This window comes from Pelomonas sp. Root405 (assembly GCF_001425165.1).
Taxonomy (GTDB): Bacteria; Pseudomonadota; Gammaproteobacteria; order Burkholderiales; family Burkholderiaceae_C; genus Pelomonas.
This window is the reverse complement of sequence record NZ_LMDU01000014.1, coordinates 27,954-52,994: the sequence shown is the minus strand read 5'-3', so window position 1 is coordinate 52,994 and position 25,041 is coordinate 27,954. Positions and strand designations below refer to the sequence as shown.

Annotated in this window: 23 protein-coding genes and 2 tRNA genes; 7 read left to right on the top strand and 18 right to left on the bottom strand. The window is 65.8% G+C overall.

The features are described from left to right. Positions 1 to 65 precede the first annotated feature (65 nt). The 4 genes from ASC81_RS18280 to ASC81_RS18265 are packed head-to-tail and all read right to left on the bottom strand — an operon-like array spanning position 66 to position 2,801. Positions 66 to 506: an SRPBCC domain-containing protein gene (locus tag ASC81_RS18280; protein ID WP_056270167.1), complete on the bottom strand. Its 441-nt coding sequence runs from the start codon at positions 504 to 506 to the stop codon at positions 66 to 68. After that, positions 503 to 874 (bottom strand): helix-turn-helix transcriptional regulator, encoded by a 372-nt coding sequence (locus tag ASC81_RS18275; protein ID WP_056270164.1) that lies wholly within the window; start codon positions 872 to 874, stop codon positions 503 to 505. The genes ASC81_RS18280 and ASC81_RS18275 overlap by 4 nt, the downstream gene beginning before the upstream one ends. 51 nt (positions 875 to 925) lie before the next feature. Then, positions 926 to 2,092 carry a hypothetical protein gene (locus tag ASC81_RS18270; RefSeq protein ID WP_156392258.1) on the bottom strand — a complete coding sequence of 389 codons (1,167 nt, stop codon included), beginning with the start codon at positions 2,090 to 2,092 and terminating at the stop codon, positions 926 to 928. 43 nt (positions 2,093 to 2,135) lie between these two features. Beyond that, positions 2,136 to 2,801 (bottom strand): helix-turn-helix domain-containing protein, encoded by a 666-nt coding sequence (locus ASC81_RS18265; protein ID WP_056270160.1) that lies wholly within the window; start codon positions 2,799 to 2,801, stop codon positions 2,136 to 2,138. A gap of 205 nt (positions 2,802 to 3,006) precedes the next feature. Between ASC81_RS18265 and ASC81_RS18260 the strand changes: the two genes are divergently transcribed. Then, on the top strand, positions 3,007 to 4,161 hold the full coding sequence (locus tag ASC81_RS18260; RefSeq protein WP_056270158.1) for a YbdK family carboxylate-amine ligase: 1,155 nt from the start codon (positions 3,007 to 3,009) through the stop codon (positions 4,159 to 4,161). 27 nt (positions 4,162 to 4,188) lie between these two features. Here ASC81_RS18260 and ASC81_RS18255 read toward each other — a convergent pair. The 6 genes from ASC81_RS18255 to ASC81_RS18230 form a co-directional block, all read right to left on the bottom strand. Further along, positions 4,189 to 4,263, bottom strand: a tRNA-Val gene (locus tag ASC81_RS18255). A 54-nt stretch (positions 4,264 to 4,317) separates the two neighbouring features. Further along, a tRNA-Val gene (locus ASC81_RS18250) sits at positions 4,318 to 4,392 on the bottom strand. A gap of 34 nt (positions 4,393 to 4,426) precedes the next feature. Beyond that, a complete protein-coding gene (gene dnaQ, locus ASC81_RS18245; protein WP_056270155.1) occupies positions 4,427 to 5,158 on the bottom strand; it encodes a DNA polymerase III subunit epsilon in 732 nt (243 codons plus the stop codon). Between the two features lies 1 nt (position 5,159). Then, positions 5,160 to 5,975, bottom strand: a complete 816-nt coding sequence (lgt, locus tag ASC81_RS18240) for a prolipoprotein diacylglyceryl transferase (RefSeq protein WP_056270152.1) — start codon at positions 5,973 to 5,975, stop codon at positions 5,160 to 5,162. 60 nt (positions 5,976 to 6,035) lie between these two features. After that, a complete protein-coding gene (locus ASC81_RS18235) occupies positions 6,036 to 7,019 on the bottom strand; it encodes a lipopolysaccharide assembly protein LapB (RefSeq protein ID WP_056270151.1) in 984 nt (327 codons plus the stop codon). Positions 7,020 to 7,095: 76 nt separating this feature from the next. Beyond that, positions 7,096 to 7,962 (bottom strand): LysR family transcriptional regulator, encoded by an 867-nt coding sequence (locus tag ASC81_RS18230; protein WP_082536631.1) that lies wholly within the window; start codon positions 7,960 to 7,962, stop codon positions 7,096 to 7,098. A 91-nt stretch (positions 7,963 to 8,053) separates the two neighbouring features. Here ASC81_RS18230 and ilvD point away from each other — a divergent pair, with 91 nt between their 5' ends. Beyond that, positions 8,054 to 9,733, top strand: coding sequence for a dihydroxy-acid dehydratase (gene ilvD / locus ASC81_RS18225; RefSeq protein ID WP_056270145.1), 1,680 nt, complete (start codon positions 8,054 to 8,056; stop codon positions 9,731 to 9,733). 9 nt (positions 9,734 to 9,742) lie between these two features. Here the strand turns inward: ilvD and ASC81_RS18220 are convergent, their stop codons facing one another. Further along, positions 9,743 to 10,000 (bottom strand): TIGR04438 family Trp-rich protein, encoded by a 258-nt coding sequence (locus ASC81_RS18220; RefSeq protein WP_056270143.1) that lies wholly within the window; start codon positions 9,998 to 10,000, stop codon positions 9,743 to 9,745. A gap of 59 nt (positions 10,001 to 10,059) precedes the next feature. On the opposite strand from ASC81_RS18220, the gene ASC81_RS18215 reads away from it, so the two are divergent. Both ASC81_RS18215 and ASC81_RS27935 read left to right on the top strand, forming a co-directional pair. Next, on the top strand, positions 10,060 to 10,362 hold the full coding sequence (locus ASC81_RS18215) for a c-type cytochrome (RefSeq protein WP_056270140.1): 303 nt from the start codon (positions 10,060 to 10,062) through the stop codon (positions 10,360 to 10,362). A 130-nt stretch (positions 10,363 to 10,492) separates the two neighbouring features. Further along, positions 10,493 to 11,866 carry an esterase-like activity of phytase family protein gene (locus ASC81_RS27935; RefSeq protein WP_056270137.1) on the top strand — a complete coding sequence of 458 codons (1,374 nt, stop codon included), beginning with the start codon at positions 10,493 to 10,495 and terminating at the stop codon, positions 11,864 to 11,866. Positions 11,867 to 12,155: 289 nt separating this feature from the next. Here ASC81_RS27935 and acs read toward each other — a convergent pair whose 3' ends face one another. Continuing rightward, on the bottom strand, positions 12,156 to 14,117 hold the full coding sequence (gene acs / locus ASC81_RS18205; protein ID WP_056270133.1) for an acetate--CoA ligase: 1,962 nt from the start codon (positions 14,115 to 14,117) through the stop codon (positions 12,156 to 12,158). Between the two features lie 119 nt (positions 14,118 to 14,236). Here acs and ASC81_RS18200 point away from each other — a divergent pair, with 119 nt between their 5' ends. Beyond that, on the top strand, positions 14,237 to 14,824 hold the full coding sequence (locus ASC81_RS18200; RefSeq protein ID WP_056270131.1) for a TIGR00645 family protein: 588 nt from the start codon (positions 14,237 to 14,239) through the stop codon (positions 14,822 to 14,824). A 3-nt stretch (positions 14,825 to 14,827) separates the two neighbouring features. On the opposite strand, the gene fumC is transcribed toward ASC81_RS18200, so the two are convergent. Further along, positions 14,828 to 16,213, bottom strand: coding sequence for a class II fumarate hydratase (gene fumC / locus ASC81_RS18195; protein ID WP_056270129.1), 1,386 nt, complete (start codon positions 16,211 to 16,213; stop codon positions 14,828 to 14,830). A 179-nt stretch (positions 16,214 to 16,392) separates the two neighbouring features. Between fumC and ASC81_RS18190 the strand changes: the two genes are divergently transcribed. Together ASC81_RS18190 and ASC81_RS18185 are read left to right on the top strand one after the other, a co-directional pair. Beyond that, positions 16,393 to 17,208 carry a PEP-CTERM sorting domain-containing protein gene (locus tag ASC81_RS18190; protein WP_082536630.1) on the top strand — a complete coding sequence of 272 codons (816 nt, stop codon included), beginning with the start codon at positions 16,393 to 16,395 and terminating at the stop codon, positions 17,206 to 17,208. Positions 17,209 to 17,394: 186 nt separating this feature from the next. Further along, complete coding sequence (locus ASC81_RS18185; protein WP_056270127.1) at positions 17,395 to 18,936, top strand: fumarate hydratase; 1,542 nt, start codon at positions 17,395 to 17,397, stop codon at positions 18,934 to 18,936. Between the two features lie 86 nt (positions 18,937 to 19,022). Here the strand turns inward: ASC81_RS18185 and ASC81_RS18180 are convergent, their stop codons facing one another. From ASC81_RS18180 to ASC81_RS18160, 5 genes are read right to left on the bottom strand one after another with little or no spacing between them, the layout of a single operon-like run. Continuing rightward, positions 19,023 to 19,982, bottom strand: coding sequence for a polysaccharide deacetylase family protein (locus ASC81_RS18180; protein WP_056270125.1), 960 nt, complete (start codon positions 19,980 to 19,982; stop codon positions 19,023 to 19,025). Then, complete coding sequence (locus tag ASC81_RS18175) at positions 19,979 to 21,298, bottom strand: putative O-glycosylation ligase, exosortase A system-associated (RefSeq protein WP_056270122.1); 1,320 nt, start codon at positions 21,296 to 21,298, stop codon at positions 19,979 to 19,981. The genes ASC81_RS18180 and ASC81_RS18175 overlap by 4 nt, the downstream gene beginning before the upstream one ends. Further along, a complete protein-coding gene (locus tag ASC81_RS18170; RefSeq protein WP_082536629.1) occupies positions 21,291 to 22,505 on the bottom strand; it encodes a glycosyltransferase family 4 protein in 1,215 nt (404 codons plus the stop codon). Before ASC81_RS18170 ends, ASC81_RS18175 begins: the two co-directional genes overlap by 8 nt. After that, positions 22,502 to 23,707, bottom strand: coding sequence for a glycosyltransferase family 4 protein (locus ASC81_RS18165; RefSeq protein WP_082536628.1), 1,206 nt, complete (start codon positions 23,705 to 23,707; stop codon positions 22,502 to 22,504). Before ASC81_RS18165 ends, ASC81_RS18170 begins: the two co-directional genes overlap by 4 nt. After that, on the bottom strand, positions 23,704 to 25,020 hold the full coding sequence (locus tag ASC81_RS18160) for a nucleotide sugar dehydrogenase (protein ID WP_056271722.1): 1,317 nt from the start codon (positions 25,018 to 25,020) through the stop codon (positions 23,704 to 23,706). Before ASC81_RS18160 ends, ASC81_RS18165 begins: the two co-directional genes overlap by 4 nt. Between the last annotated feature and the right edge of the window lie 21 nt (positions 25,021 to 25,041).

Here is a 25,041-nt window from a genome sequence, read left to right as displayed (position 1 = left end):
GCTCAGCAAGGATGTAAAGGCAGGTTTCGCAGCCTCGGCTGATTCCAGCGCGCGGGGCTGCCTTGTCAAGCCAATGCTTCGTCAAGGCTCTCGAGGATCTGCCGCCAACCCTGGCCCGCACGATCCACGTAGTCCTTCCACTCGGGCTGCATCTGCGCCGTCAGCCGCAGCGTGCAGCCCCCGTCGCTCTCGGGCGAAATCTCGATGGTCACGATGTCAAAGCTTGGCGACGCCGCCGGTATGCCGAAGGTGAAGACCAGCCGGCTCGGGCGGTCGATGACCAGGTATTCCCCCGTGTGCTCGACGTCGCCGTCGGCGCGTCGGTCCGTCAGCACGAACCGGCCACCGACGCGCGGATCGATGTCGCAGCGGACCATCTCGCCGGTGTCGGTGGAAAACAGGAACTGGCGCGCCAGGCCCACGTCGAGCCAGGCGTCGAACACACGCTCTGCCGGCTGCCGGAACCGGTGATGGACTTTGACTTCAAGATGGTCGGTGCTCTTCATGATCGTCGGACTCCTGAGGGTTGCTTGCGGGGACTCGCCTCCTCTTCATCGAGCAGCGCCTGAAGCCGCTGCACCCGGCCAGCCCAGAACCGCTGGCGCGACTGCAGCCAGTCCGAGGCTTCGGCCAAAGGCCGGGGATTGAGGCTCAGGTAGTGGTCACGGCCCGAGCGCCGGCGAGCAACGAGGCCCGCACGCTCCAGGATGCGAATGTGCTTGGAGACAGAGTTCAGCGAGATGTCGAACGGCGCCGCCACTTCGGTCACACGGGCTTCCCCCGCGGACAGCCGCGCAAGGATGGCACGACGGGTTTCGTCGGCCAGAGCCACGAACACATCATCGAGTTGGCTGGCAGGCGGCGCCTTGTTCATTAACCCATTTTGGTTAATGTTCAAGCCAAGGTCAACCGCCTGACGAATCGGTCACGGCTTGGGCAGAGGCCAAAGCGCCGTGACGGGCCGCTCCAGCACGCGCGCGGCGACCGGGTGGAACACGGCCGGCTTCAAGCGGCCACGGCGCACGGCCTCTGCCAGCCAGTGCTCGATGGACCCGCCGCGTTCGGTCCAGCGGTCCTGGCGCAGCAGCCCGTACAGGCCGGCGGCGATGACGTGCATGCCGTCATCGGCCCGGCGCCAACGGTCCGCAGGGTTGCGGGCCACCCCCAGTGCCTCGCTGATCAGTTGGTCCAGCGCCTGGGCGAGGTCCTCGTCCAGCATGCCCTTGAGCGTCGTGTAGCCCCAGCGCGGGTCGTGCTCGCGCACGATTTTCATGATGAGCGGGTCGCGTTCGAACACGGCCAGCGCTGCGCGCGCCACCAGGCCGTCCATGGGCACCGGCGGATGCAGCATCTCGTGGGCAGCGATGCGCACCGTCGTCGCGGTGTCGTAGTCGGCCGCCTGCAAGAAGGTCTGTCCCTGCACCTTGATGCCGTGGGGCTTGGAGAACTGCAGCAGCACGATCTGTATCTCCGGATCGAAGGTCCGGCCGGTCAGTTTCTCTTGCCAGGAAATCACGTCGAACCCGGCCAGGGCCCGGCCCACCTCGGCGACGCGGCGCGCCAGGTCGGGGCCGATGCGCTCCTGCCGGAAGGCCGCGAAGCCGGCATCTCGCAACGCGCAGAAGATCGCGTCGATCCGCGGCGCCGCACGGTCGAACCAGGCCCAGTCCGCCTCGCTCCAGTAGCTGCTCGCCCGGTAGCTCGGCAGGATGGACGTCTGCCGTGATCGCAGCGCTGCCAGCAGCGTGTCCAGCGTCGCATCGTGGCCATGGGCCGAGAACAGCACCTGCAGGTTGGGACCGAGCAGACCGAAGCCATCCTCGTTCGCCTCGCGCCAGAGCTGCACCGCGTCGGCACGAACGGCCTCGGGCAGGCGCGGCGAGAAGGCAGCCACATCGTCACCGTAGATGTCGAGGTAGAGCGGCGTGCCTGACAGCGGCCCGAGGAAGGCGATGGCATCGAAGCCTTCGGAGGCGCGCACCTTCCAGCGCGTGCGGTTGGCGCCGCTGCCTTGCGCGTGCAATGCCTCGGCAGAAAGCGCGGAGGCCACCGACGCGATCAGCGGCACGGAGAGGAGTGTTCGTCGTTGCATGCCGTGATGCTAGGCAGGCGATCCCGCCGAATCTTGAACGGACTTAACCCGGATTCAAACCCACCAGCCGCGTCGGCGTCACGCCGGTCATTGCGACGATGGCGCGCGTCATGTGGGCCTGGTCGGCGAAGCCGGTCTCGGCGGCCAGCATCGCCATGGAGCCGCGCCACCCCGGCAGCCGGCGCAGTGCCTGCACGGCGCGCAGCTCCAGCCGGTAGCGCTTCGGGGTGGTGCCATAGGCGCGGCGGAAACCGCGGCTGATGGACGGCGGGGCGATGCCCTGCGCGTCGGCCCAGACGCTGAGGTTCAGGGTCGGGTCGCTGGCCAGCGCCGCGGCCAGCGCATCAGGCCAGTCGTCCAGCCGCGTGGTGCAGGGGCGCCATGTGGCCTTCAGCAATTCGGCGGCCTCGATGGCGTCGCGCTCGGCGAGGCGGGCGATGGCATCGACGTCGGCCACCTGGCCCTGCACAGTGTCGATACCGCCGGCAGCCAGCGGGAGATTCAGCACCCGCGCGCCTTGGCGGAAGAACTCGTTGCGATGCGACTCATACCGGTCGTGGATGACGGCCTGCCCGGCCTCGATGCGCAGCCTGCCGCGGTCGCCAGCTTCCACGTAGCCGCCTGCAAGCACGAGCGCCACATAGGCATCGCCGTGGCGGTGCCGCGGCATCCGCTCGAAGGCGCTGTGGACGGTGAAGGTGGTGATCACGCGTGTTCCCTTTGCCGGCGAGTATTGCAGCCGAACGCCCGCGCGAGACCGTCGCCACCGCATGGACATGCGATATGCCCGATCAAGGTCATGGGGCGCCTGCCCGCCCGGCCTGAAATGGCGGTGAAGTCCTACACCCGTGAAGCGACGCGTTAGCGCAATGTGACGGCATCCGACTTTGGAGCCCACAGGGCGACGCCAACACATGGAATTTGCAACTTCAGAACGTCTGACCTTCGGCCTTGAACTTGAGCTCGAGGTCATCGATGGCGGCACGGGCCAGTTGTCACCCTCCAGCTTGCCGATCTGGGAAGAGCTGCAGGCCACGGAGCATGGCCAACAGTTCGCGCTGGAGGCCACGCAGGCGACCATCGAGCTGAACTCTTCCGTTCACACCGACGCTGATGCCATGCATGCGGAGGTGGCCGCGCGCGTCAGGCAACTGCAGGACGTTGCAGCATCACGGGGGCTGGCGGTCTGCGGAGGCGGTACTCATGTCGCCCAGTTCTGGAATGAACGCGTCCTGACCCCTTCGGAGCGCGCCTACAAGCTGGACGACCGCTTCGGCTTCCTGCCCAAACGCTTCTCGACCTACGGGATGCACGTCCACGTCGGCATGCCCGACGCCGAGAGCGCACTGCGCGTGGCCAACGTCCTCCAGGCCCACACGCCGCTGTTCATTGCCATGGCAGCCTCGTCGCCGTTTCTGCAGAACGGCGACTCGGGCTTTGCCGCCTCACGCCCACTGGAGACGCTGGTGTATCCGAATGGCGGACCAATGCCCTACCTGCTCGATTGGGCGCACTTCGAGGCGCTGGTACAGGAGTTCTTCAACACAGGCATTGCCGACTCGCTGAAGGACATCTACTGGGACGTGAGACCGAAGCCCGAGTTCGGGACCGTCGAGGTGCGGGTTTTCGACACGCCGTTGCGGGTCACGAAGGCCGTCAATCTGGCCGCTTTCACGCGCGCACTGGCAGGTCTGGTGCTGGACGGCAAGCTGGATCTGCCGAATCCGCGTCGCCACGTCACCGAGAGCAAGGTCAGCCGCTTCCTGGCGTGTCGTGATGGTCTGCAGGCGAGGTTGTTCGACCCGGTCAGCGGTCGATGGCTGGTGGCGCGTGACTGGGCTCTTGCGATCAGCGAACAGATCGCGACGCATCGCCCGACCGCGATGGACCGGCGGGCATTGGAAGCGCTGGCATCCGGCATTCATGATGAAGAGGATCACGCGCGCATGCGGGCTCTTTGGCGGGATCTGTCGCCGTCGGGACGCTTGCCCGAAGGCTCTGCGCCAAGCGGCGAGACACTGGCCGCTTACTCGGCGAACTTGTGCGGCGAGTTGCTGCAAACAGGTTGATCTTCAGCCTGGCGGCCTGTGTCGGATTGGTGGGCGGTGCAGGTTTCGAACCTGCGACCCCCACAGTGTGAATGTGGTGCTCTACCCCTGAGCTAACCGCCCAATCCATACGACCGAAATACCCTGCGTTCAGAACCACCGCGACTCCGGGAGCCGTGGTGGGCGGTGCAGGTTTCGAACCTGCGACCCCCACAGTGTGAATGTGGTGCTCTACCCCTGAGCTAACCGCCCTGAACGCGAATCAGGCTTCTCGCGAAGCCAGCGATTATGCCACGGCTTGCGGTGCGGGCTGGAGCTTTCGCCACTGGCAGGCGCCGCCTGACGCCTTGTCCAGGTCCGCCAGCAGCTTGGCGTGGGCCGCCACCTCGGCCTCGCTAGCGATCAGCACCGGCAGCTCGAAGCGGCTCAGGTCAGTGGCCTCGACGGTGACCTGCATGTCGCTGTTGCCGGCGTCGCCATGGTCGTCCATCAACAACGCGTCCTGGCCGCGCGTCAGGCGGATGTAGACGTCGGCCAGCAGCTCGGCGTCCAGCAGCGCCCCGTGCAGCACGCGCTTGGTGTTGTCGACTTCCAGGCGGCGGCACAGCGCGTCCAGCGAGTTGGCCTTGCCGGGGAAGAGGTCGCGCGCCATCAGCAGCGTGTCGCGCACGCCGCCAACATGGTCGGTCAGCACCCCGCGCCGCAGGCGCTTGAGCTCAGCGTTGACGAAGCCGATGTCGAAGGGCGCGTTGTGGATGACCAGCTCGGCGCCCGCCAGGTAGCTCAGCAACTGGTCGACGATCTGGGCGAACTTGGGCTTGTCGGCCAGGAACGCCTCGGTCAAGCCGTGGACCCGCAGCGCATCTTCATGGCTGGCGCGCTCGGGATTGATGTAGAGGTGCAGGTTGTTGCCGGTCAACTGTCGGTTGACCATCTCGACGCAGCCGATCTCGATGACGCGGTCGCCCTTGTCGGCGTCCAGGCCGGTGGTCTCGGTGTCGAAAAAGATCTGTCTCATGTCAACCCTGGGCCGGTCTCGCGTCGCGCTTGGTGGCCCACACAAAAATGCCGATACCGGCCAGGACCATGGGCAGGCTCAGCCACTGGCCCTGGCTCCAGTTCAGCGCCCGCAGGCCAAGGAAATCATCGGGCTCGCGGAAGTATTCCGCCACGAAACGGAAGGCGCCGTAGCCCATCATGAAGACGCCCGAGATCTGCCCGGTCGCGCGCGGCTTGCGTGCATACAGCCACAGGATGACGAAAAGCAGCAGGCCTTCACCGGCTGCCTGGTAGAGCTGGGACGGATGGCGGGCGATGCCGCCATCGTTGGCCTGCGGAAAGATCATTGCCCACGGCAGGTCGGCCGGCGCCTGCCGCCCCCAAAGCTCGCCGTTGAGGAAGTTGCCCAGTCGCACGGCCATGATGCCGGTGGGCACGCAGGGGGCGACGAGGTCGGAGACCTCGAAAAAGCTGCGGTTGCGCTGGCGCCCGAACAGCCACAGTCCAAACAGCACGCCCAGCAGGCCGCCATGGAAGGACATGCCCCCCTTCCAGACCGCGAACACCTCGGCGAGGTGGTCGATGTAGTAGTCGGGCTTGTAGAACAGGCAATAGCCCAGCCGCCCGCCGACCACGACGCCAAGTACGCCATAGAACAGCACGTCGTCGACGTCGCGCTTGGTCCAGCCCACGGCCGCATGCTGGGGCATGCGCACACGCCGGCCAGCCAGCCACAGGAAGAGGCCGAAGGCCACCAGATAGGTGAGGCCATACCAATGCACGGCCACGGGGCCGAGCTGGAGGGCGACGGGATCGAACTGCGGATGAACCAGCATGGCCCGGGGGATTAGCGGAAGCGGCGCGCATCATAGCCAGCGCCCCCTACGCCGTTGGCTTTAGCCCAGCTCGGCCAATTGCTTCCTGGCGCTCTCCACATTCCGCGGGTTGGCGCGCTTGTTCTGCACGAATCGCTCCAGCGCCAGCTTGGCGCCGGCCTTGTCGCCCTTGGCGAGCAGGGCCTGACCCAGGCGGTGGTCGATGGGCAGGCGCTCGGCACCTTCCAGCGCGCGAGCCCGCTCCAACGCCTTGACCGCCTCGTCCGGCTGGCCCATCTCGACCAGCACGCGGCCCAGGCCGTAGGGGCCGGCTGCATGGCCGGGATGGTCACGCTGCAACGCTTCGAAGATGCCACGCGACTTGGGCAGGTTCTTCTGCTCCATGAACTCGAACGCCAGCCGCGTCCACTGGCCGCGCAGCTCGCGAACCAGGGCGCGGTCCTCGCCCGGCTTGACGCCGGCCAACTCGCGCTCGGCGCCCGCCCAGTCCTTGTCGTTCATGGCCAACATGGCGCGCAGCAGCCGGGCCTGCTCGGGCTGGCGCGGCTGCACGTCGGCGGCCAGCTCCTTGGCCTTGGCCGCACTGCCACCGGCGAAGCCTGGCGCTATCAGGTAGAACTGCGTCAGCCCGCTGCGCGCCTCGAACAGCTGCGGGTCCTGCTCGACCGCCTTGACGAACTGCTCCTTGGTCTTGCTGGCCAGGCCGGGCATCTTGAAGACGCTGGCCGACATGGCCTGCTGGCCGTAGACGCGGCCCAGCGCATAGCTGCAGATGGCCTGCGGACGCTTGTCGGTGCAGGCCTGCAGCGCGGGCAGGCTGGCTTCCAGACGCGCAGCGTCGTTGTCGTCGACGGCGGCCATCGCCAGCGCAACGGCGGCCTGGTCGTCGTCGGGCTGCAGCTTGATACGAGCGTGCGCAGCACGGCTCAGCTCGGCAGTCCTGCCGGTATCCAGCCAGGCCTGCCATTGCGGGTCCTTGAGCAGATCGGCCTGTGCAGAACCGGCCAGCAGGGCGAGCGCGACAGGAAGCAGACGTAGGTGCATGTGGGGTGTCCAAAAAGGGGTTTGCATTGAACGCGTCAGGGCGCTACGGCGGCGCCCGGGTTTCCCCGGCGTGACTTCAGGCATGGTGGCGCATGTGTTCGACAAAGCGTGCAACCACGGGCGGCGCATCGGCACGCCAGATCAGGCTGGTCTCCACCTCAGGCGCGTCGGCCATCGCGCGGTAGACGACACCGGCGCGCTGCAGGCCCTGCAGGCTGGCCGGCACCCAAGCCACACCAATGGCGGCCGAGACCAGGTTGATGATGGTCTGCATCTGGATCGCTTCCTGCCCTACCCTCACATCTTGGCCTGCGCCGCCGTGGTGGGCCAGGATGGCGTCGTAGAGCGAGGGCGCAACGTCGCGTGGAAAGATGACGAGCGGGGCCGCCCGGCATTGCGCATCGCTGGGACGCTGGTCGCTGCTGGGCAGTGCCAACACCAGCGGCTCGACGCCAACGGACAGGCGCTCGAAGCCGGCCGGCGCCTGACCCGGCGTGTGAATGACGAAGCCGGCGTCGACGCTGCCGGCAGCGAACTCGTGCAGTTGCACATCGAGCGTCGCCTCGCGCAGCGCCAGCGCGACCTGCGGGCAGGCATCGCGGAAAGATCGCAGCCATTGCGGCAGCCCGCCAAAGCCGACGGTCGAGACGAAGGCCAGCCGCAGCCGTCCAGCGAGGCCGGCGGCCACCGCCCTCACTTCGGCCGGCAGCGCAGCCGCTTCGGCGAGCAGCTTCTTCGCCAAGGTCTGCAGAGCAGCTCCCGCAGGCGTCAGCTGGACGCTGCGGCTGCTGCGCTCAAATAGTTGCACGCCAAGCTGCCCCTCCAGCTTGCGCACGGCCTGCGTCAGCGGCGGCTGGCTCATGTGCAGCGCTTGAGCGGCGCGGCCGAAGTGCAGCAACTCGGCCACGGCAAGGAATTGCTGAAGGGGGCGCAGTTCGATCATTGATTCACTCGGTGTATCGATCACCATCGAACAATATATTTGAAACGCGAACCTTCACGCGCCACACTGCCGTCTTCAAGAGGAAACCGCCATGAGCTTCAACCGCCGCAGCAAGAACATCACCGAAGGCGTGGCACGCGCCCCCAACCGTTCCATGTACTACGGCATGGGCTACCAGGAGAGCGACTTCGGCAAGCCGATGATCGGCATCGCCAATGGCCACTCTACGATCACGCCCTGCAACTCCGGCCTGCAAAAGCTCGCCGACGCCGCCGTCATCGGCCTGAAGGCCGCCGGCGCCAACGCCCAGCTGTTCGGCACGCCCACGATCTCGGACGGCATGGCCATGGGCACGGAGGGCATGAAGTACAGCCTGGTGTCGCGCGAGGTCATTTCCGACTGCGTGGAGACCTGCGTGGGTGGACAGTGGCTGGACGGCGTCATGGTCATCGGCGGCTGCGACAAGAACATGCCGGGCGGCATGATGGGCATGCTGCGCGCCAACGTGCCGGCGATCTATATCTACGGCGGCACCATCAAGCCGGGCCACTACAAGGGCCAGGACCTGAACATCGTCAGCGTCTTCGAAGCGGTGGGCCAGTTCAGCGCCGGCAAGATGAGCGAGGAAGACTTCTGCCAGATCGAGAAGCGCGCCATCCCCGGCAGCGGCTCCTGCGGCGGCATGTACACGGCCAACACGATGAGCTCCGCCTTCGAGGCGCTGGGCATGAGCCTGCCGTACTCGTCGTCGATGTCCAACGTCGAGGACGAAGTCGTCGAGAACACGAAGAAAGCGGCGGTCTACCTCGTCGAGGCCGTCAAGGCCGACCTGAAGCCGCGCGACATCGTCACCAAGAAGGCCATCGAGAACGCCGTCGCCGTCATCATGGCCACGGGCGGCTCGACGAACGCGGTGCTGCACTTCCTGGCCATCGCCCATGCGGCCGAGGTGGACTGGACCATTGACGACTTCGAGCGGATGCGCAAGAAGATCCCGGTGCTGTGCAACCTGAAGCCTAGCGGCCAGTACCTCGCCGTGGACCTGCACAAGGCGGGCGGCGTGCCCGCCGTCATGAAGGAGTTGCTGACCGCCGGCCTGCTGCACGGCGACTGCATCACGATCACCGGCAAGACCGTGGCCGAGAACCTGGCCGACGTGCCAGCGCTGAGCGCCGAGCAGGACGTCATCCAGCCGGTTGCCAAGCCGATCTACGCTGAGGGCCACCTGGCCATCCTGCGCGGCAACCTGAGCCCGGAAGGCTGCGTGGCCAAGATCACCGGCCTGAAGACGCCGGTGATGACCGGCCCGGCGCGCGTCTTCGACGACGAGCAGAGCGCGCTGGCCGCCATCATGGCCAACAAGATCGTGGCCGGCGATGTGATGGTGCTGCGCTACTTGGGCCCCAAGGGCGGCCCCGGCATGCCGGAAATGCTGGCGCCCACCGGCGCGCTGATCGGCCAGGGCCTGGGCGAAAGCGTGGGCCTGATCACCGATGGCCGGTTCTCAGGCGGCACCTGGGGCATGGTCGTGGGCCACGTGGCGCCCGAAGCCTACGAAGGCGGTGTCATCGCCTTGGTGCAAGAGGGAGACTCGATCACCATCGACGCCCATCAGCTGCTGCTCAACCTGAATGTCGGCGATGCGGAAATCGCCAAGCGCCGTGCAGCCTGGGTTCAACCATCACCGCGTTACACGCGCGGGGTGCTGGCCAAATTCGCCAGGAACGCGTCCAGCGCCAGCTCGGGCGCCGTGCTGGACCGGTTCGAGTGAGAGGCGCTCTCAGCGCTTTTTCTTCCCTGGCCTGAACTGCCCCAGCGCTTCCATCTGCTGCTCGCGGCGCGCAGCCTTGCGCTCGTCCATCGACCGCATGGCCTTGCGCTGGGTCAGGCCGGAAGCGTCGGCCCAGGCCCACCAGGCTGCGGCCAGCGCAAAGGGCGACAGCACGATGACCCAGGCCCATAAATCGTCCTGGTGGAACTGAACCCAGCCGCCGAGCCGCAAAACAACGCACAGCACGCCAATCAATACGAAAACCATGCGTCAACTCCTTCAGGTATCTTTGCGTTCACTGTAGTCCAACGCCCCGAAAGGTTTGCATGAAGAATGTACTGATCCTCAGCCTCGCGCTTCTCGCCCCGGCTGCCGCCTTCGCCAACCAGGAACTGGCCCAGAAGAAGAACTGCATGGCCTGCCATGCAGTCGACAAGAAGCTGGTCGGCCCGGCCTACAAGGAAGTGGCCGCCAAGTACGCGAAGGACAAAGATGCGTACAAGAAGCTGGCCGAGAAGATCCAGAAGGGCGGCGCCGGCGTCTGGGGTCCGGTGCCGATGCCGGCCAACCCGCAGGTCAGTGCGGCTGAAGCCGAGACGCTGGCCAAGTGGGTCATGACGGTCAAGTAAGCCGGCCGTCGACCTGATTCAACAGGCCCTGCGGGGCCTGTTTTCATTGGGCGGGCGTCATGGGCGTTTCACGGCCACTGCCAAGAATCGCGCCGCGCAGGCTGTTCTGCGCTTTCCTAACGGCTCGCCCATGACCACCTTCCGCCTCACGAAACGCACCGCAGCCGCGGCTGCCGTCGTCGCCCTCTTCGCCGCGCCGCTGGCCCAGGCCGCCTCGGCATCCCTGGCAGGCTGGGCGCTGATGCCGGCCAATACGTTTGCAGACGGGCCCACGTCCGGCCAGTTCGCCAGCGGCGCCGGCGGCAACCCGCTGCCGCTGCTGAACAAGCAACCGGTGCAAGGCTTTTCGGCCGTGCTGAACGGCCCCAAGGCCGGCAGCTACATCTACATGGCCGACAACGGCTTTGGCGCGCAGGGTAACTCGGCCGACACGCTGCTGCGCCTGTATGCCGTCACGCCGGATTTCAAGACTGCGTCCGGCGGCAGCGGCACGGTTGCCGCGGCCAACTTCAACACCGGCGCCGCCATGGCGGGCTTCACGGCCGGCAGCCACATCACACTGTCCGATCCCAACCATCTCCTCAGCCTGAAGGTGCAGGCCGACTACACCCGCTACTACAACAACGCCGCCAACCCGCTGGTCGATCCCAGCATCCGCGCCAACCGCTTGTTGACCGGTGCCGACCTCGACGTGGAGGCCGCCCGCAAGGACAAGAACGGCAACTACTGGTTCGGTGATGAGTTCGGCCCCTACCTGATCAAGACCAATGCCAACGGCGAAGTCCTGCGCCGCGAGGTCGGCATGCTGGGCGTCGCCTCGCCGCAGAACGAGGCGGTCGTGAACGGCACCATCGGCGCGACGCTGGGCCGCTCCCTCGGCTTCGAGGGCATGGCCTCCAGCCCGAATGGGGACCGCCTCTACACGCTGCTCGAAGGCACGGTGACCGGCGACCCGGCCCGCACGCTGCGCATCAACGCTTTTGATATCGACACCGAAAGCTACACCGGCCAGCAATGGCGCTACAAGCTCGATGCCGCCGGCACGGCCATCGGCGACATGACGGCCATCAACGAGCACGAGTTCCTGGTCATCGAGCGCAACGGCGCCACCGCCACCAGCGGCACGCCGTTCAAGAAGATCTTCAAGATCGACCTGAACCAAGTCGACGGCAGCGGCAACCTCAGCAAGACCGAAGTGGTCAACCTGATGGACATCGCCGACCCCAACGACCTGAACGGCGACGGCAGCACGGCCTTCACCTTCCCGTTCACGACCATCGAAAGCGTCCTCATCCTCGATGCGAACACGCTGCTGGTCGCCAACGACAACAACTACCCCGGCACCGGCGGGCGCAACCTGGGCTCGGACAACACCGAGTTCCTGAAGATCCGCCTCGACCAGGCGCTCAATGTGTCGCCTGTGCCTGAACCGGCCAGCCTGGCGATGCTGCTGGGTGGGCTGGGCGTCGTCGGCTTCGTGGCGCGCCGCCGTCAACGCGGTTGATCCGCACCCGTCAATACAAAGGCCGCCCGGGGGCGGCCTTTTCGTTGGCACTCGCGGCAGCGATCAGTAGGCCTGACCCAGTTGCTCCAGGATGGCCGGGTTTTGGTGCTCGCTCACATCGCAAGCGATATGAGCACGCCCCAAATCCCGCTGTCGGCTTGCGCCTCCCCGCACTGCGTGCGGCTTGAGCAGCTGGTCAGTAAGCCTGACCCAGCTGCTCAAGGATCGCGGGATTTTGGTGTTCACCCACATCGCTGGGCGATATGAGTGAACCCCGAACCCGGCCCGGTCAGTAAGCTTGACCTAGCTGCTCCAGGATGGCCGGGTTCTCCAAGGTCGAGGTGTCCTGGGTGACCGTCTCGCCCTTCGCCACCGACCGCAGCAACCGCCGCATGATCTTGCCCGAGCGGGTCTTGGGCAGGTTGTCGCCGAAGCGGATGTCCTTGGGCTTGGCGATGGGGCCGATCTCCTTGGCCACGTGGTCGCGCAGCTGTTTGGCAATCGCCTTGGCCTCGTCGCCGCTGGGGCGCGGGCGCTTCAGCACGACGAAGGCGCAGATGGCCTCGCCGGTGGTGTCGTCCGGGCGGCCGACGACGGCCGCCTCGGCGACCAGCTCGGTGCAGCTGACCAGCGCCGACTCGATCTCCATCGTGCCCATGCGGTGGCCGGACACGTTCAGCACGTCGTCGATGCGACCGGTGATCGTGAAGTAGCCCGTCTCGGCGTCGCGGATGGCGCCGTCGCCGGCCAGGTAGTAGCCCTTCAGCTCCGGCGGGTAGTAGCTTTTCTTGAAGCGCTCAGGGTCGCCCCAGATCGTGCGAATCATGCTGGGCCACGGCTTCTTGACGACCAGGATGCCGCCCTGGCCGTTGGGCACGTCGTTGCCGGTCTCGTCGACGATGGCCGCTGTGATGCCCGGGAAGGGCAGCGTGCAGGAGCCGGGCACCAGCGTCGTGGCGCCGGGCAGCGGCGTGATCATGTGGCCGCCGGTCTCGGTCTGCCAGAAGGTGTCGACGATGGGGCAACGGCCGCCGCCGACATGCTGGTGGTACCACTCCCAGGCAGCGGGGTTGATGGGCTCGCCGACTGAGCCCAGCAGGCGCAGGCTGCTGAGGTCGGAGCGCGCGGGGTGGACAGCGGCGTTGCTCTCGGCGGCCTTGATCAGCGACCGGATGGCCGTGGGCGCCGTGTAGAAGATCGTGACCTTGTGTTTCTCGATCATCTGCCAGAAGCGGCCGGCGTCTGGGTAGGTGGGTACACCCTCGAAGACGATTTCGGTGCCGCCCAGGGCCAGCGGGCCGTAGGTGATGTAGGTGTGGCCGGTCACCCAGCCGATGTCGGCCGTGCACCAGAAGATGTCGTCGTCCTTCAGGTCGAAGGTCCACTTGGTCGTCAGCGCCGCGTGCAGCAGATAACCGCCGGTGCTGTGCTGCACGCCCTTGGGCTTGCCGGTGGAGCCGGATGTGTAGAGCAGGAAGAGCGGGTGCTCGGCCTCGACCCATTCGGGCGCGCAGGTCGTGGACTCAGCGGCCATCAGCTCATGCAGCCACGAGTCACGGCCTTCGACCCAGCCAACCTTGCCGCCGGTGCGCTTGTAGACGATGACGTCCTTCAGCGTCGGGCAGACGCCGCCGTCCAGCGCCTCGTCGACGATTGATTTCAGCGGCAGCGCCTTGCCGCCACGCGCCTGCTCGTCGGCGCAGAGAATGGCCACGGCGCCGGCGTCCTGCACGCGGTCGCGCAAGGACTGCGCCGAGAAGCCGCCGAACACGACCGAGTGCGTCGCGCCGATGCGGGCGCAGGCTTGCATGGCCACCACGCCTTCGACAGACATGGGCATGTAGATGACGACGCGGTCGCCTTTCTTGATGCCGCGCGCCTTCAATGCATTGGCTAGCTGACCGACCTTGGCCAGCAATTCCGAGTAGGTGACATTGGTGACCTTGCCATCGTCGGCTTCGAAGATCAGCGCCGTCTTGCCACCCTTGCCGGCTTCGACATGGCGGTCGAGGCAGTTGTAGGAAACGTTCAGCTTGCCGTCCTCGAACCACTTGAAGAAGGGCGCATCGCTGTCGTTCAGCGTCTTGGTGAACGGCGTCTGCCAGCTCAACAGCTCGCGGGCCTGGCGGGCCCAGAAGCCGGCGTAGTCGGCCTCGGCCTCGGCCACCAGCGCCGCATAGCCGGCCTCGCCTTTGACGTGGGCATTGGCAACCCACTCGGCGGTGGGCGCATAGGTGTTGAGCGTGCTCATGGCTTGTCTCCTGATGATTTCTTGGCGCGGACTGTGCTTCTGGCGTCTGACGATGCCCTGACGATGTGGCGTCATGCACGGCACCTAGAATTTCCCCCAATTCTGCTCGCGCCCCATCCATGCCCAACGATCCCCAGCTCCGCCCTCTGCCCCGCCTTATCTTCGCCAGCCGCTGGCTGCAGCTGCCGCTGTATCTTGGGCTGATCCTGGCGCAGGCTGTCTACGTGTTCCAGTTCTGGACGGAGCTGGTGCACTTGATCGAGGCGGCGTTCGGCAACCAGGCGGCGTTGGACATTCTGGTCAAGAGCATCGGCTACAAGGGCGAGGCGCTGCCCGGCAAGCTCAACGAAACCATCCTGATGCTCGTCGTGCTCGGGCTGATCGACGTGGTGATGATCTCCAACCTGCTGATCATGGTCATCGTGGGCGGCTACGAGACGTTCGTATCGCGCATGGACCTGGATGGTCATCCCGACCAGCCGGAGTGGCTCAGCCACGTGAACGCCTCGGTGCTGAAGGTCAAGCTGGCCACGGCCATCATCGGCATCAGCTCCATCCACCTGTTGAAGACGTTCATCAACGCCGACAACTACAGCGAGAAAACGCTGATGTGGCAGACGCTGATCCATGTCGCCTTCCTTGCATCGGCGATGGCGATTGCCTACACGGATCGGCTGCTGGCTTCCACGGAGTCGGGCAAGCACTGATCCTCAGCGGCCGACCATTTGCGCCGGTACCACCCAGGCGTCGAACTGCTCGGCCGTTACGTGGCCGAGCGCCAGCGCGGCCTCGCGCAGGCTGCTGCCGTCCTTGTGCGCTTTCTTGGCGATCTGCGCGGCCTTGTCGTAGCCGATATGGGTGTTGAGCGCTGTCACCAACATCAGTGAGCGTTCCACCAACTCGCTGATCCGCCGCTCGTTCGGCTCGATGCCGACGGCGCAATGCTTGTCAAAGCTGGCCATGCCATCGGCCAGCAGCCGCACGCTCTGCAGGAAGTTGTGGATGACCATGGGCCGAAACACGTTCAGCTCGAAGTTGCCGGACGCGCCGCCGATGTTGATGGCCACGTCGTTGCCCATCACCTGAGCGGCCAGCATCGTGACCGCCTCGCTCTGCGTCGGGTTGACCTTGCCCGGCATGATGGACGAGCCCGGCTCGTTCTCCGGGATGCGGATCTCGCCGATGCCGCTGCGCGGGCCGCTGGCCAGCCAGCGCACATCGTTGGCAATCTTGGTCATGCTGGCGGCGAGCGTTTTTAGCGCGCCGTGGGCATGGACCAGGGCGTCGCAGGAAGCCATCGCCTCGAACTTGTTCGGCGCGGTGACAAAGGGTTGGCCGGTCAGCCGCGCCAATTCGGCTGCGACCTGCTCGGCATAGCCCTTCGGGGCGTTGAGGCCTGTCCCGACCGCCGTGCCCCCCAATGCCAGCTCATAAAGATGCGGCAGTGCGGCCATCACGTGGCGCTCGCCGTGCGTCAGTTGCGCCACCCAGCCGGAGATCTCCTGGCCCAGCGTCAGCGGCGTCGCGTCCTGCAGATGGGTGCGGCCGATCTTGACGATGTCGTCAAACGCCTCGGTCTTTTGAGCCAGCGTCGTGCGCAGGGCGTGCAGCGGCGGAAGCAGCCGCTCTGTCAGCGCCTGCACGGCGGCGACGTGCATGGCAGTGGGGAACACGTCGTTGCTGCTCTGGCTGCGGTTCACGTCGTCGTTGGGGTGCACCAGCCGCCCTTCGCCGCGCTCGCCGCCCAGCAGCTCGCTGGCGCGGTTGGCCAGCACCTCATTGACGTTCATGTTGGTCTGCGTGCCCGAGCCGGTCTGCCATACGACGAGCGGAAACTCGTCGGCATGCAGGCCGCTGATGACCTCGTCGGCCGCGCGAACGATTGCGTCGGTCTTCGTCGCGTCCTGCAGCCCGAGCGCCTGGTTGACGACGGCCGATGCGCGCTTCACCTTCGCGAGCGCGCGGATCAATTCGGGCGCCTGGCGCTCACCTGAAATGTCAAAGTTCAGCAACGAGCGCTGCGTCTGCGCTCCCCATAGCTTGTCGGCGGGCACCTCGATAGGGCCAAAGGTGTCGCGTTCGATGCGGGTGTTCATGGAGCCTCCCAACAGATGGCACGGTCTCAGCATGCCCATCTTTGTGGTGTCGAGCAAATTTACACAGGCCGCCCCATTTCTTTTTACAGCGCATCAAGTCATTGATTTAATTAAGAAATTCGTCATGGCACTCTCCTTGCTAAAACCGGTCGGTTACTTACCTTTCCGTGGAGATAAATATGCAGATTCACAAAATCCTCGCCACAGCGTCGCTGCTGGTCCTGACCGCTACTTCGGCCGTCGCCGCCCCGGTTGTCTACAACCTGTCGCTGCCGAACATCTCGACCTTCGACAGCGTCATCACCGGCACCGGTGCTGCCGTGACGACAGCTCAAGTCACGGCCGCCAGTTCTTACGCCTACACGGATCTGGGCGGCAACCCCGCAACGGTTACCGTGACGCGCACGTCCAACGGCGCTGCGGCCACCCCGAACGGCGGCGCCTACAGCAGCAACGGCCAATCGCTGTCCGGCAACACCTGGAACATCAACCCGACCGCCGGTCTTGGTGGCGGCGCCGCCGGCAAGCCGGACATCAACGGCTACACCAGCGGTCTGACCTTCACGTTCTCTTCGCCGGTCAATGCCTTCGGCTTCGAGATCGGTGACTGGGGTACCTGCTGCACGACCAACACCCGCTCCGCTGCCGTCCAAGCTGCCTATGGTGTCGCTGCCACGGGCTCGGGCCTGTGGATCGCCTTCGACGGCGGCGCTGCAACCCTGCCGGCCAACGCGCTGAGCGCCAACGACAACCCCGGCTATGCCGCGGCTCAGAGCTACACCAACTTCATCGGTGCCATCGACTCGTCGGGCACCTTCAGCAAGATCACCTTCTTCGGTGACGGCTTCGGTGAATTCCTGGTTGCCGGCGGCACCCTGCGCTTCGCGTCGGTGGCCATCGGTTCGGTGGGCAACCTGCCCGAGCCGGCTTCGCTGGCCCTGGTCGGCCTGGCCCTGGGTGGCGTGGCTTTCGCTCGCCGTCGCAAGAGCTCCTGATAAGGCTTCTGCGATCAGCGCGCATGCGCTGACGCAGGGTTGAATCCAACAAGAATCCCCGGCAATGCAAGTTGCCGGGGATTCTTCTTTTTGACCTGCACATCGGTTTGCCCGGCACGGGCGCGGGCCGAACAAGGGGAAGCCTGCGGGATAATTCCGCCTCGCCGCACCGAGCCCTAGGACCCCATGAGCACCACGATCAAGTACGCGGACCTCGTCGACAGCGTCGCCGCCGCGCTGCAGTACATCAGCTACTACCACCCCGCCGACTACATCGCCCACCTGGCCCGCGCCTACGAGAGCGAGGCCTCGCCCGCCGCCAAGGACGCCATCGCGCAGATCCTGACCAACAGCCGCATGTGCGCCGAAGGTCGCCGCCCGATCTGCCAGGACACCGGCATCGTCAACGTCTTCTTGAAGATCGGTATGGACGTGCGCTGGGAAGGCTTCAGCGGCAGCATCGAGGACGCCATCAACGAAGGCGTGCGCCAGGGTTATCTCAACCCCGATAACAAGCTGCGCGCTTCGGTGCTGGACGACCCCATCTTTGCCCGCAAGAACACCAAGGACAACACGCCCGCCGTCGTGCAGATGGAGGTGGTGCCCGGCAACACGGTCGACGTCATCGTCGCGGCCAAGGGCGGCGGCTCGGAGAACAAGAGCAAGGTCTACATGCTCAACCCCAGTGACGACATCGTCGAGTGGGTGCTGAAGACGGTGCCGACCATGGGCGCCGGCTGGTGCCCGCCGGGCATGCTGGGCATTGGCGTCGGCGGCACGGCCGAGAAGGCCGCCCTGCTGGCCAAGCAGGCGCTGATGGAAGACATCGACATGTACGAGCTGCTGCAACGCGGCCCGCAAAACAAGCTCGAAGAGATGCGCATCGAGCTGTACGAGAAGGTGAACGCTTTGGGCATCGGCGCGCAGGGCTTGGGCGGCCTCACCACAGTGCTAGACGTGAAGATCAAGACCTTCCCGACCCACGCGGCCAGCAAGCCCATCGCCATGATCCCTAACTGCGCTGCCACGCGCCATGCGCACTTCGTGCTGGACGGCAGCGGCCCCACCTACCTGGAGCCGCCCAGCCTGGACCTGTGGCCCGACGTGCAGTGGGCGCCCGACTACAACAAGAGCCGCCGCGTCGACCTGAACGCGTTGACGCCGGCCGAAGTCGCCACCTGGGAGGCCGGCGAAACGTTGCTGCTGAACGGCAAGATGCTGACCGGCCGCGACGCCGCCCACAAGCGCATCCAGGACATGCTGGCCAAGGGTGAATCGCTGCCGGTGGACTTCACGAACCGCGCGATCTACTACGTCGGCCCGGTCGACCCGGTGCGTGACGAGGTCGTCGGCCCCGCCGGCCCCACCACCGCCACGCGCATGGACAAGTTCACCGACATGATGCTGGCAAAGACCGGCCTCATCGCGATGGTCGGTAAGGCGGAGCGCGGCCCGGTGGCCATCGAATCGATCAAGAACCACAACAGCGCCTACCTGATGGCCGTCGGCGGTTCGGCCTACCTCGTCAGCAAGGCCATCAAGGGCGCCCAGGTTGTCGGCTTCGAGGACCTGGGCATGGAAGCCATCTACGAGTTCGACGTGGTGGATATGCCTGTCACCGTGGCGGTCGACGCCACCGGCACCAGCGCCCACATCACCGGCCCGGCCGAGTGGAAGCAGCGCATTGCCTCGGGCAAGGCCATCGGTATCCCCGTCGCTGCGGCCTGACGGCACCATGCGCGGGTGGTTGGGCAGACCGCCCGACATGGTCCAGGTCTGCACTCTCCGCAGGGGCGCCTTGATGGGCCTCGTCGCTAGTTCGAAAAATTGCGAGCGAGGCGCAGGCCGAACTTCAGCCGCCCTCTGTCCCACGGTGTGAATCGCGGGATCTGGAAGACGTCTTCACCGCGTCGCGCCGCCGCCCAGCGGGTCGAGACCGCCGCATCGAAACCCAGTTCGCGGACGATGCCAGGGTGTACGTCGGGAAGGTAATCGGTCCCCGGCTTTCCGTTGGGATACGCGAACAGGCCGACATGCTCTCCGAGCAAGGCCTGCAACGCGTCTCGACTGCGAGCGATCTCGTCGGCGGCCTGGTTGACGGGAAGCTTCGCCAGGATCGGGTGGCTGACCGTATGCGCCCCGATCTGCATGCCGGCGCGGCGCAGGTTGCGCACCTGCTCGCTGTTCATCATCAGGTCGTCGGGCGGGCTGGCCTCGGCGCGCTGCGCGATGGCGTCGACGCAGGCGACGCGCGGCTCCGGGGCCAGATACTTGACGCGCTGGATCAGGTGGCCGAGGGCTGTGCGGCGGTGGGCATCATCGCCCAGCGCATGCTGGCCCAGATCCTCACCGTGGCCGTCCTTCAGACCGCGCAGATCCAGCACGGATTTGCTGCTGCGCCGAACCGATTCAATCAGCGTGTCGTTCCACATCCGCCCACCGTCGAGAAAGCCGGTGGCAACGAAAAAACTGCACGGAAGGCCATGCTTTCGCAGCAACGGCAGCGCCACATCATGGTTGTCGGCGTAGCCGTCGTCGAAGCTCAACGCAGCCGCTCGTGCTGGCAGAGCGCCTTCGTGGAGCTGCCGGATGGCCCTATCAAGCGGCAGCACGTTGAACCAGGACTTGGCCCAGCCCAGCAACTCATCGAAGCGCGCGGCATCGACCTCGTCGGGGAATAGCGGATCCGGCACGCGCAGCACGCGATGGAAGATCAACACCGTCAGGCGCGCCCGCGCGCCCGCCGGAGACAACAGGCTGAACAAGGGCTTCATGGCAGCATCGGCACCGGTTTCTTCTTCTGGAAACGCTTCTTCAGGAATTCGGGCCAGTAGATGACCGGCTCCTCCTTCTCTTGCAACCACGCCTTGTTCTGCATCCAACGCTGGCCGATGACCGCGAGGATGAGCAGGTTGTAGGGCAGGTCCCAGTAGCTGAGGCTCAGGAAGGCCCCGCCCACGGCATAGCCGGCCAAGCTCACCTGCAGCATGCCGCCAAGGTCGGACAGCCACTGTGTCTGCGGCTGCGCCCTCCCCTTGATACGCAGCTTGCCCGCCGTGAACCAGGCCATGGTGAACATGGTCAGGAAAAGGAACAGGCCGATGAAGCCCTGCTCGCCCAGCACCATGAAATAGATGCTGTGCGCGGCATGCACGCGGTCGGGCTCAGGCCCGTAGATGGCGAAGATGCTGGCCGTCCAGATCATGTAGCCGCCACCGAAAATCCGGTCCTTGGCCAGATTCCAAGCCATGCCCCAGGCGTTGAGGCGGCCGAGCGCTGAATCGTCTTGGTCATAGGTCTTGATGGTGTTCATCCGGTCCCACCACTCGGCCGGCATCACCGACAGCAGCGCAATGCCGACAACCACCATCAACATCGCACCGACCATCTTGTTCTTGCCGCGCCACCACAGCACCAAGGCCATTGCCGCAATGGCCAGCAGTGCGCCGCGCGAGTGGCTGCCGAGCGCCGACATCGCCATCAGCACCATGCAGACTGTCATCGTCGTCTTAGCCCATTTAGCCTGCATCTGCATCTGCAGGAAGCGCATCAGGGGGATGACCATGACGATGGCCAGCGCTACCTCGTTGTTGCCCTCAATATAGGTGTTCTCCGGTCCCCACACCTTGTAGCTGCCGCCGGTCGCGAGGGTGAACGCGCCGCCCTTGACGCCGAAGAAGCCGATGGAGAAGACCAGCACCCAGGTCAGCAGCATGGCGTGTCGCTTACTGTGCAGCAGCACGATGGCCACCAGGATCATCAGATCGATCTTCATGACCCGCTTCCACAGCTCGAAGGACGGCTCGAAGATCATCGAGAAAGGCAGCGTGATGCACATCCAGACCATGAAGAGGATGAGGACGATGCCCTCGCGACTTTGCGAGTAGTCGCGCCTGTCCTTGGTAATGAAGAGGCCGATCAGCGTGGCGCCGCCGATGGCGGCCGCGATCGGCATCGTGTTCAACGACCAGCTCAGCTGGTGGGGGTTCATGATGCTGAGCCAGGTCCAGCCCAGGATGCCGATCCAGGGCCGGCGGAAGGCCTGGATGAAGATCCAGCCGATGATGACCAGCAAGGCAAGGTCACGCATGACGGGCCCTCCAGCAGCGAGCCATGTCCCCAAACAGCGTTAGCTGGCCTTCGGTCGTCGCCTGCCAACCGAAACCCTGCGCATAGCCGCGCACGGCGTCGCGTGACGATGGCGACTGCCAAAGGGCCTTGGCAGCCTCTGCCAGGCTGCGTGCGGAGCGCTCTTCTACGACGCGACCGGTAAACGGCATCTTGACGATCTCCGGGATTCCGCCCACCGCGGTAGCGATGACGGGCGTTCCGCAGGCCATGCTTTCCAGCAACACGTTCGGCCAACCCTCGCGTTCCGATGCGAGCAGCAGCATGTCGGCCGCGGCGTACCAGCCGGCCAGATCCTGCTGCGGCAGAGCCCCGAGGAAGCGGACTTCCGAACGCAGTCCCAGGCGATCCGCCAGCGCTTCAAGGGTGGGGCGCAGCGGCCCTGCGCCGATGATGCATAGACGCGCCTGCAGTCCTTGGCCGCGCAAAATGGCCAGCGCCTCGATGACGAGGTCATGGCCCTTCAACGGCACCAAATTGCCGACCGACACCAACAGCGGACTGCCTTCGGCACCCAGGCGAGCACGCAGGGCAACCCGATCTGCGTCAGCGCGAAAACGCTCCACATCGACACCATTGCGCAGCACCAGCTGGCGCGGGCTGACGATGCCGAGTTCATTCATCCGGTCGACCAGTGCCTGACTGACGCCGATGGAGGCATCGGCGATCTTGGAAGCCCAGCGCATCCAGCGTCGCGGCAGGCCATGGCGGCCGATCAGGTTGACGTCGCTGCCGCGGGCCGTCACCGCCAGCGGCTTGCGGAACCACTTGGCCAGCAAGGCGGCGGCGACACCGTCGGGGTAGTAGTAGTGGGCATCGATGACATCAAAGTCGAAGCCCTCGTCGATCACCTGCTGCAAGGCCGCGCGCGCGCCGAGGGCGAGGGTCAGCGGTGCCGTGGTCATGCCCACCTTGGGCAGCAGCAGATAGCGCGGATGCAGCACATCCAGGCCATTGCGCTGCTCCCGCGCGGGCGTGGCGGCAAACCTGGCGTAATCGCCCCAGCGCGGTTTGGTTGATGGAAACCAGGGCACGGGTGCGACGACACGGGATTCGACCTCGCCGCTCTTCACCAACTCGCGCAGCCTTGTCTCGACAAAGATGCCATGGCCTGGGCGAACGCTGCTCGGAAACAGCGTCGAAAAGGTCAGCACCTTCAACCTCGTCATGCCGACGCCTCGACGGCTTCCACGAGGATGCAGGCGAACACCTCGGCCGCGACACGATGACCGAAGCGCGCTTCAACCAGCTCGCGCGCCGCACGTGACAGCTTCAGGCGCAGCGCGCCATCGGCAATCAACTTGAGCGTCGCGTCGGCCAACGCCTCGGCGCCATCAGCACGAAGGAAATGCGTGCCGTGGTCGACATCCAGCCCCTCGATGCCGATGGTCGTCGACACGACTGGCAGGCCCATGGCCATGGCCTCGAAGGCCTTGATGCGGGTGCCGCCGCCGACGCGCAGCGGGATGACGAAAGCCTGCGCATCACGCACATGGTCGCGCACATCGTCGACAAAGCCGGTGAAGGTCACGCCGGGCACATTGCGCTGCGTCAGCGACGCGGGCGGATGGCGGCCGACGACACGCAATTGCGCGTTAGGGATCTGGCTGCGCACACGCGGCCAGACCTCGTCGATGTAGAAACGGATGCCGTCGACATTGGCCTCCCAGTCCATCGAGCCGGTGAAGACCACCACCGGGCTGCCATCCGCCGGTGGCTGCCAGGAGAAGAAGTCCAGGTCCACGCCGGTCGGGATGGCGCGTGCGGTCTTGAGCCCATCGTTCTTCTCGAACATCTTCGCGTCGCGCTCCGACACGGCGACCACGCGCGTGAAGCGGGCCAGCGCCTCACGCTCAAAGCGGCGCATCTTGGCCGCCTGCGCGGCCCACAGCCAGCGCAGCGGTGCGCTCGCGGCCGTCTTGGCGTGACGCTCGAAGATCTCCGTCTCGACGTTGTGCGTGAAGCAGACTGTTGCACCCTGAAGCTGGTCGGGTCGCAGCACAGCGGCATGGACGAAATCGAAGACGACAACGTCGAACCGCTCGGCGGCCAGCGCCTTCTCGACGGCGGCAACGGCCGCGGGCGTGCGGTCATTCACCACGTTGATCGGCAGCGAGGACAGCAGGTCTGGCGCGCGCTTCCAGCGCGGTTTCGGCGAGTTCGGCTGCCAGCCAACGAAGCGCTCGCAAAGCCGGTCGATCTCGCCCTGCCATTCACGCTGCTGCTCAGGCGTTGCCGGCGACAGCAGCGTGATGTCGAACTGGCCGCTCTCCTTGAGCCCGCGCAGGATGTTGCCCGTGCGGATCTTGCCGCCGGCATCGGCCGGAAACAGGAAGACAGGCGAGACGAACGCGACCTTCAAACGGTTCACCAGCAGATGCCTTCGTACTGGGCAAACCCGGCAGCGCGGAGATCGGCATAACCATTCAAGTCCACGACGCGCGCACCCTTCGCCAACGCAATGATGCGCTGACGCGTCTCGGCATCGGCATGGCCGACGACCACGATCTCGGCCTTGGCCAGCACGGCCTCGGGCGTGTCGTGCAGCAGCTTGTCGAGGTGGGGAATCTCGCGGTCGATGTATTCCTTGTTCTTGCCCAGCAAGCGCGCGATCTTGACGAACTTGTCGTAGATGGCGAGGTCGAAACCCTTGCCGAGCAGCTTCTCGGCCAGCACCACCAGCGGCGAGTCGCGCAGGTCGTCGGTGCCGGGCTTGAACGCCAGGCCGAACAGCGCGACCGGCTTGCGGCCGGCAGCAGCGATCAGCTCATAGGCGCGGCCGATGTGGGCGTCGTTGCTGTCCAGCAGCGCGCCGAGCACGGGGATGTCGACGCCGCGTTCGCGCGCGATGGTCAGGAAGCCCTTGACCTCCTTGGGCAGGCAGGAGCCGCCAAAGGCGAAGCCGGGGCGCAGATAGGCCTTGGAGATGTTGAGCTGGGTGTCGCGGCAGAACAGCTCGAGCACGTCGCGCGAGTCGAGACCGGTTTCCTTCAGCACGGCGCCTGCCTCGTTGGCGAAGACGATCTTCAGCGCATGGAAGACATTGCACAGGTACTTGACCGACTCCGCCACGCCGACATCCGCCGCGACGAAGTTGCCCGGCACGCCGGTGTAGAGACGACGCATGACTTCGACGCCGGCCTCGTCCAGGCTGCCGACGATGGTTTGCGGCGGGTTGTGGAAGTCAGAGACCGACGAGCCCTCGCGCAAGAACTCCGGGTTGAAGACCAGCGACAGGCGGTCGCCGATCTTGCGGCCCGCGGCTTTCTCCAGCAGCGGCGCGATGCGCGCACGCGTGGTGCCGGGCGCGACGGTGCTGCGGATGACCAGCGTGTGCTGGCCGTCCTTCTTGGCGATCTCGGCGCCGATCTGGCCAACAACGGCGTCCAGCGCGGTCAAGTCGGGCATGAAGTTAGGCAGCGACGGCGTGGCCACCGAGATCAGCGAAATCTCGGTATCGCGCACCGCCGCGGCAACGTCGCGCGTGGCTGTCAGCTTGCCGGCCTTGACGGCGGCGCCGATCAGCTCCTCGATGCCCTCCTCCACCACGGGCGACTGGCCCGATGCGATCAGCTCGACCTTGAGTGGGTTGATGTCCACGCCCACCACGTCATGGCCGAGTTCGGGCAGGCAGGCGCATGACACGGCGCCCACGTAGCCGAGACCGAAAACCGAAACCTTCATCTTGTTGTCCTTGTGATCGTC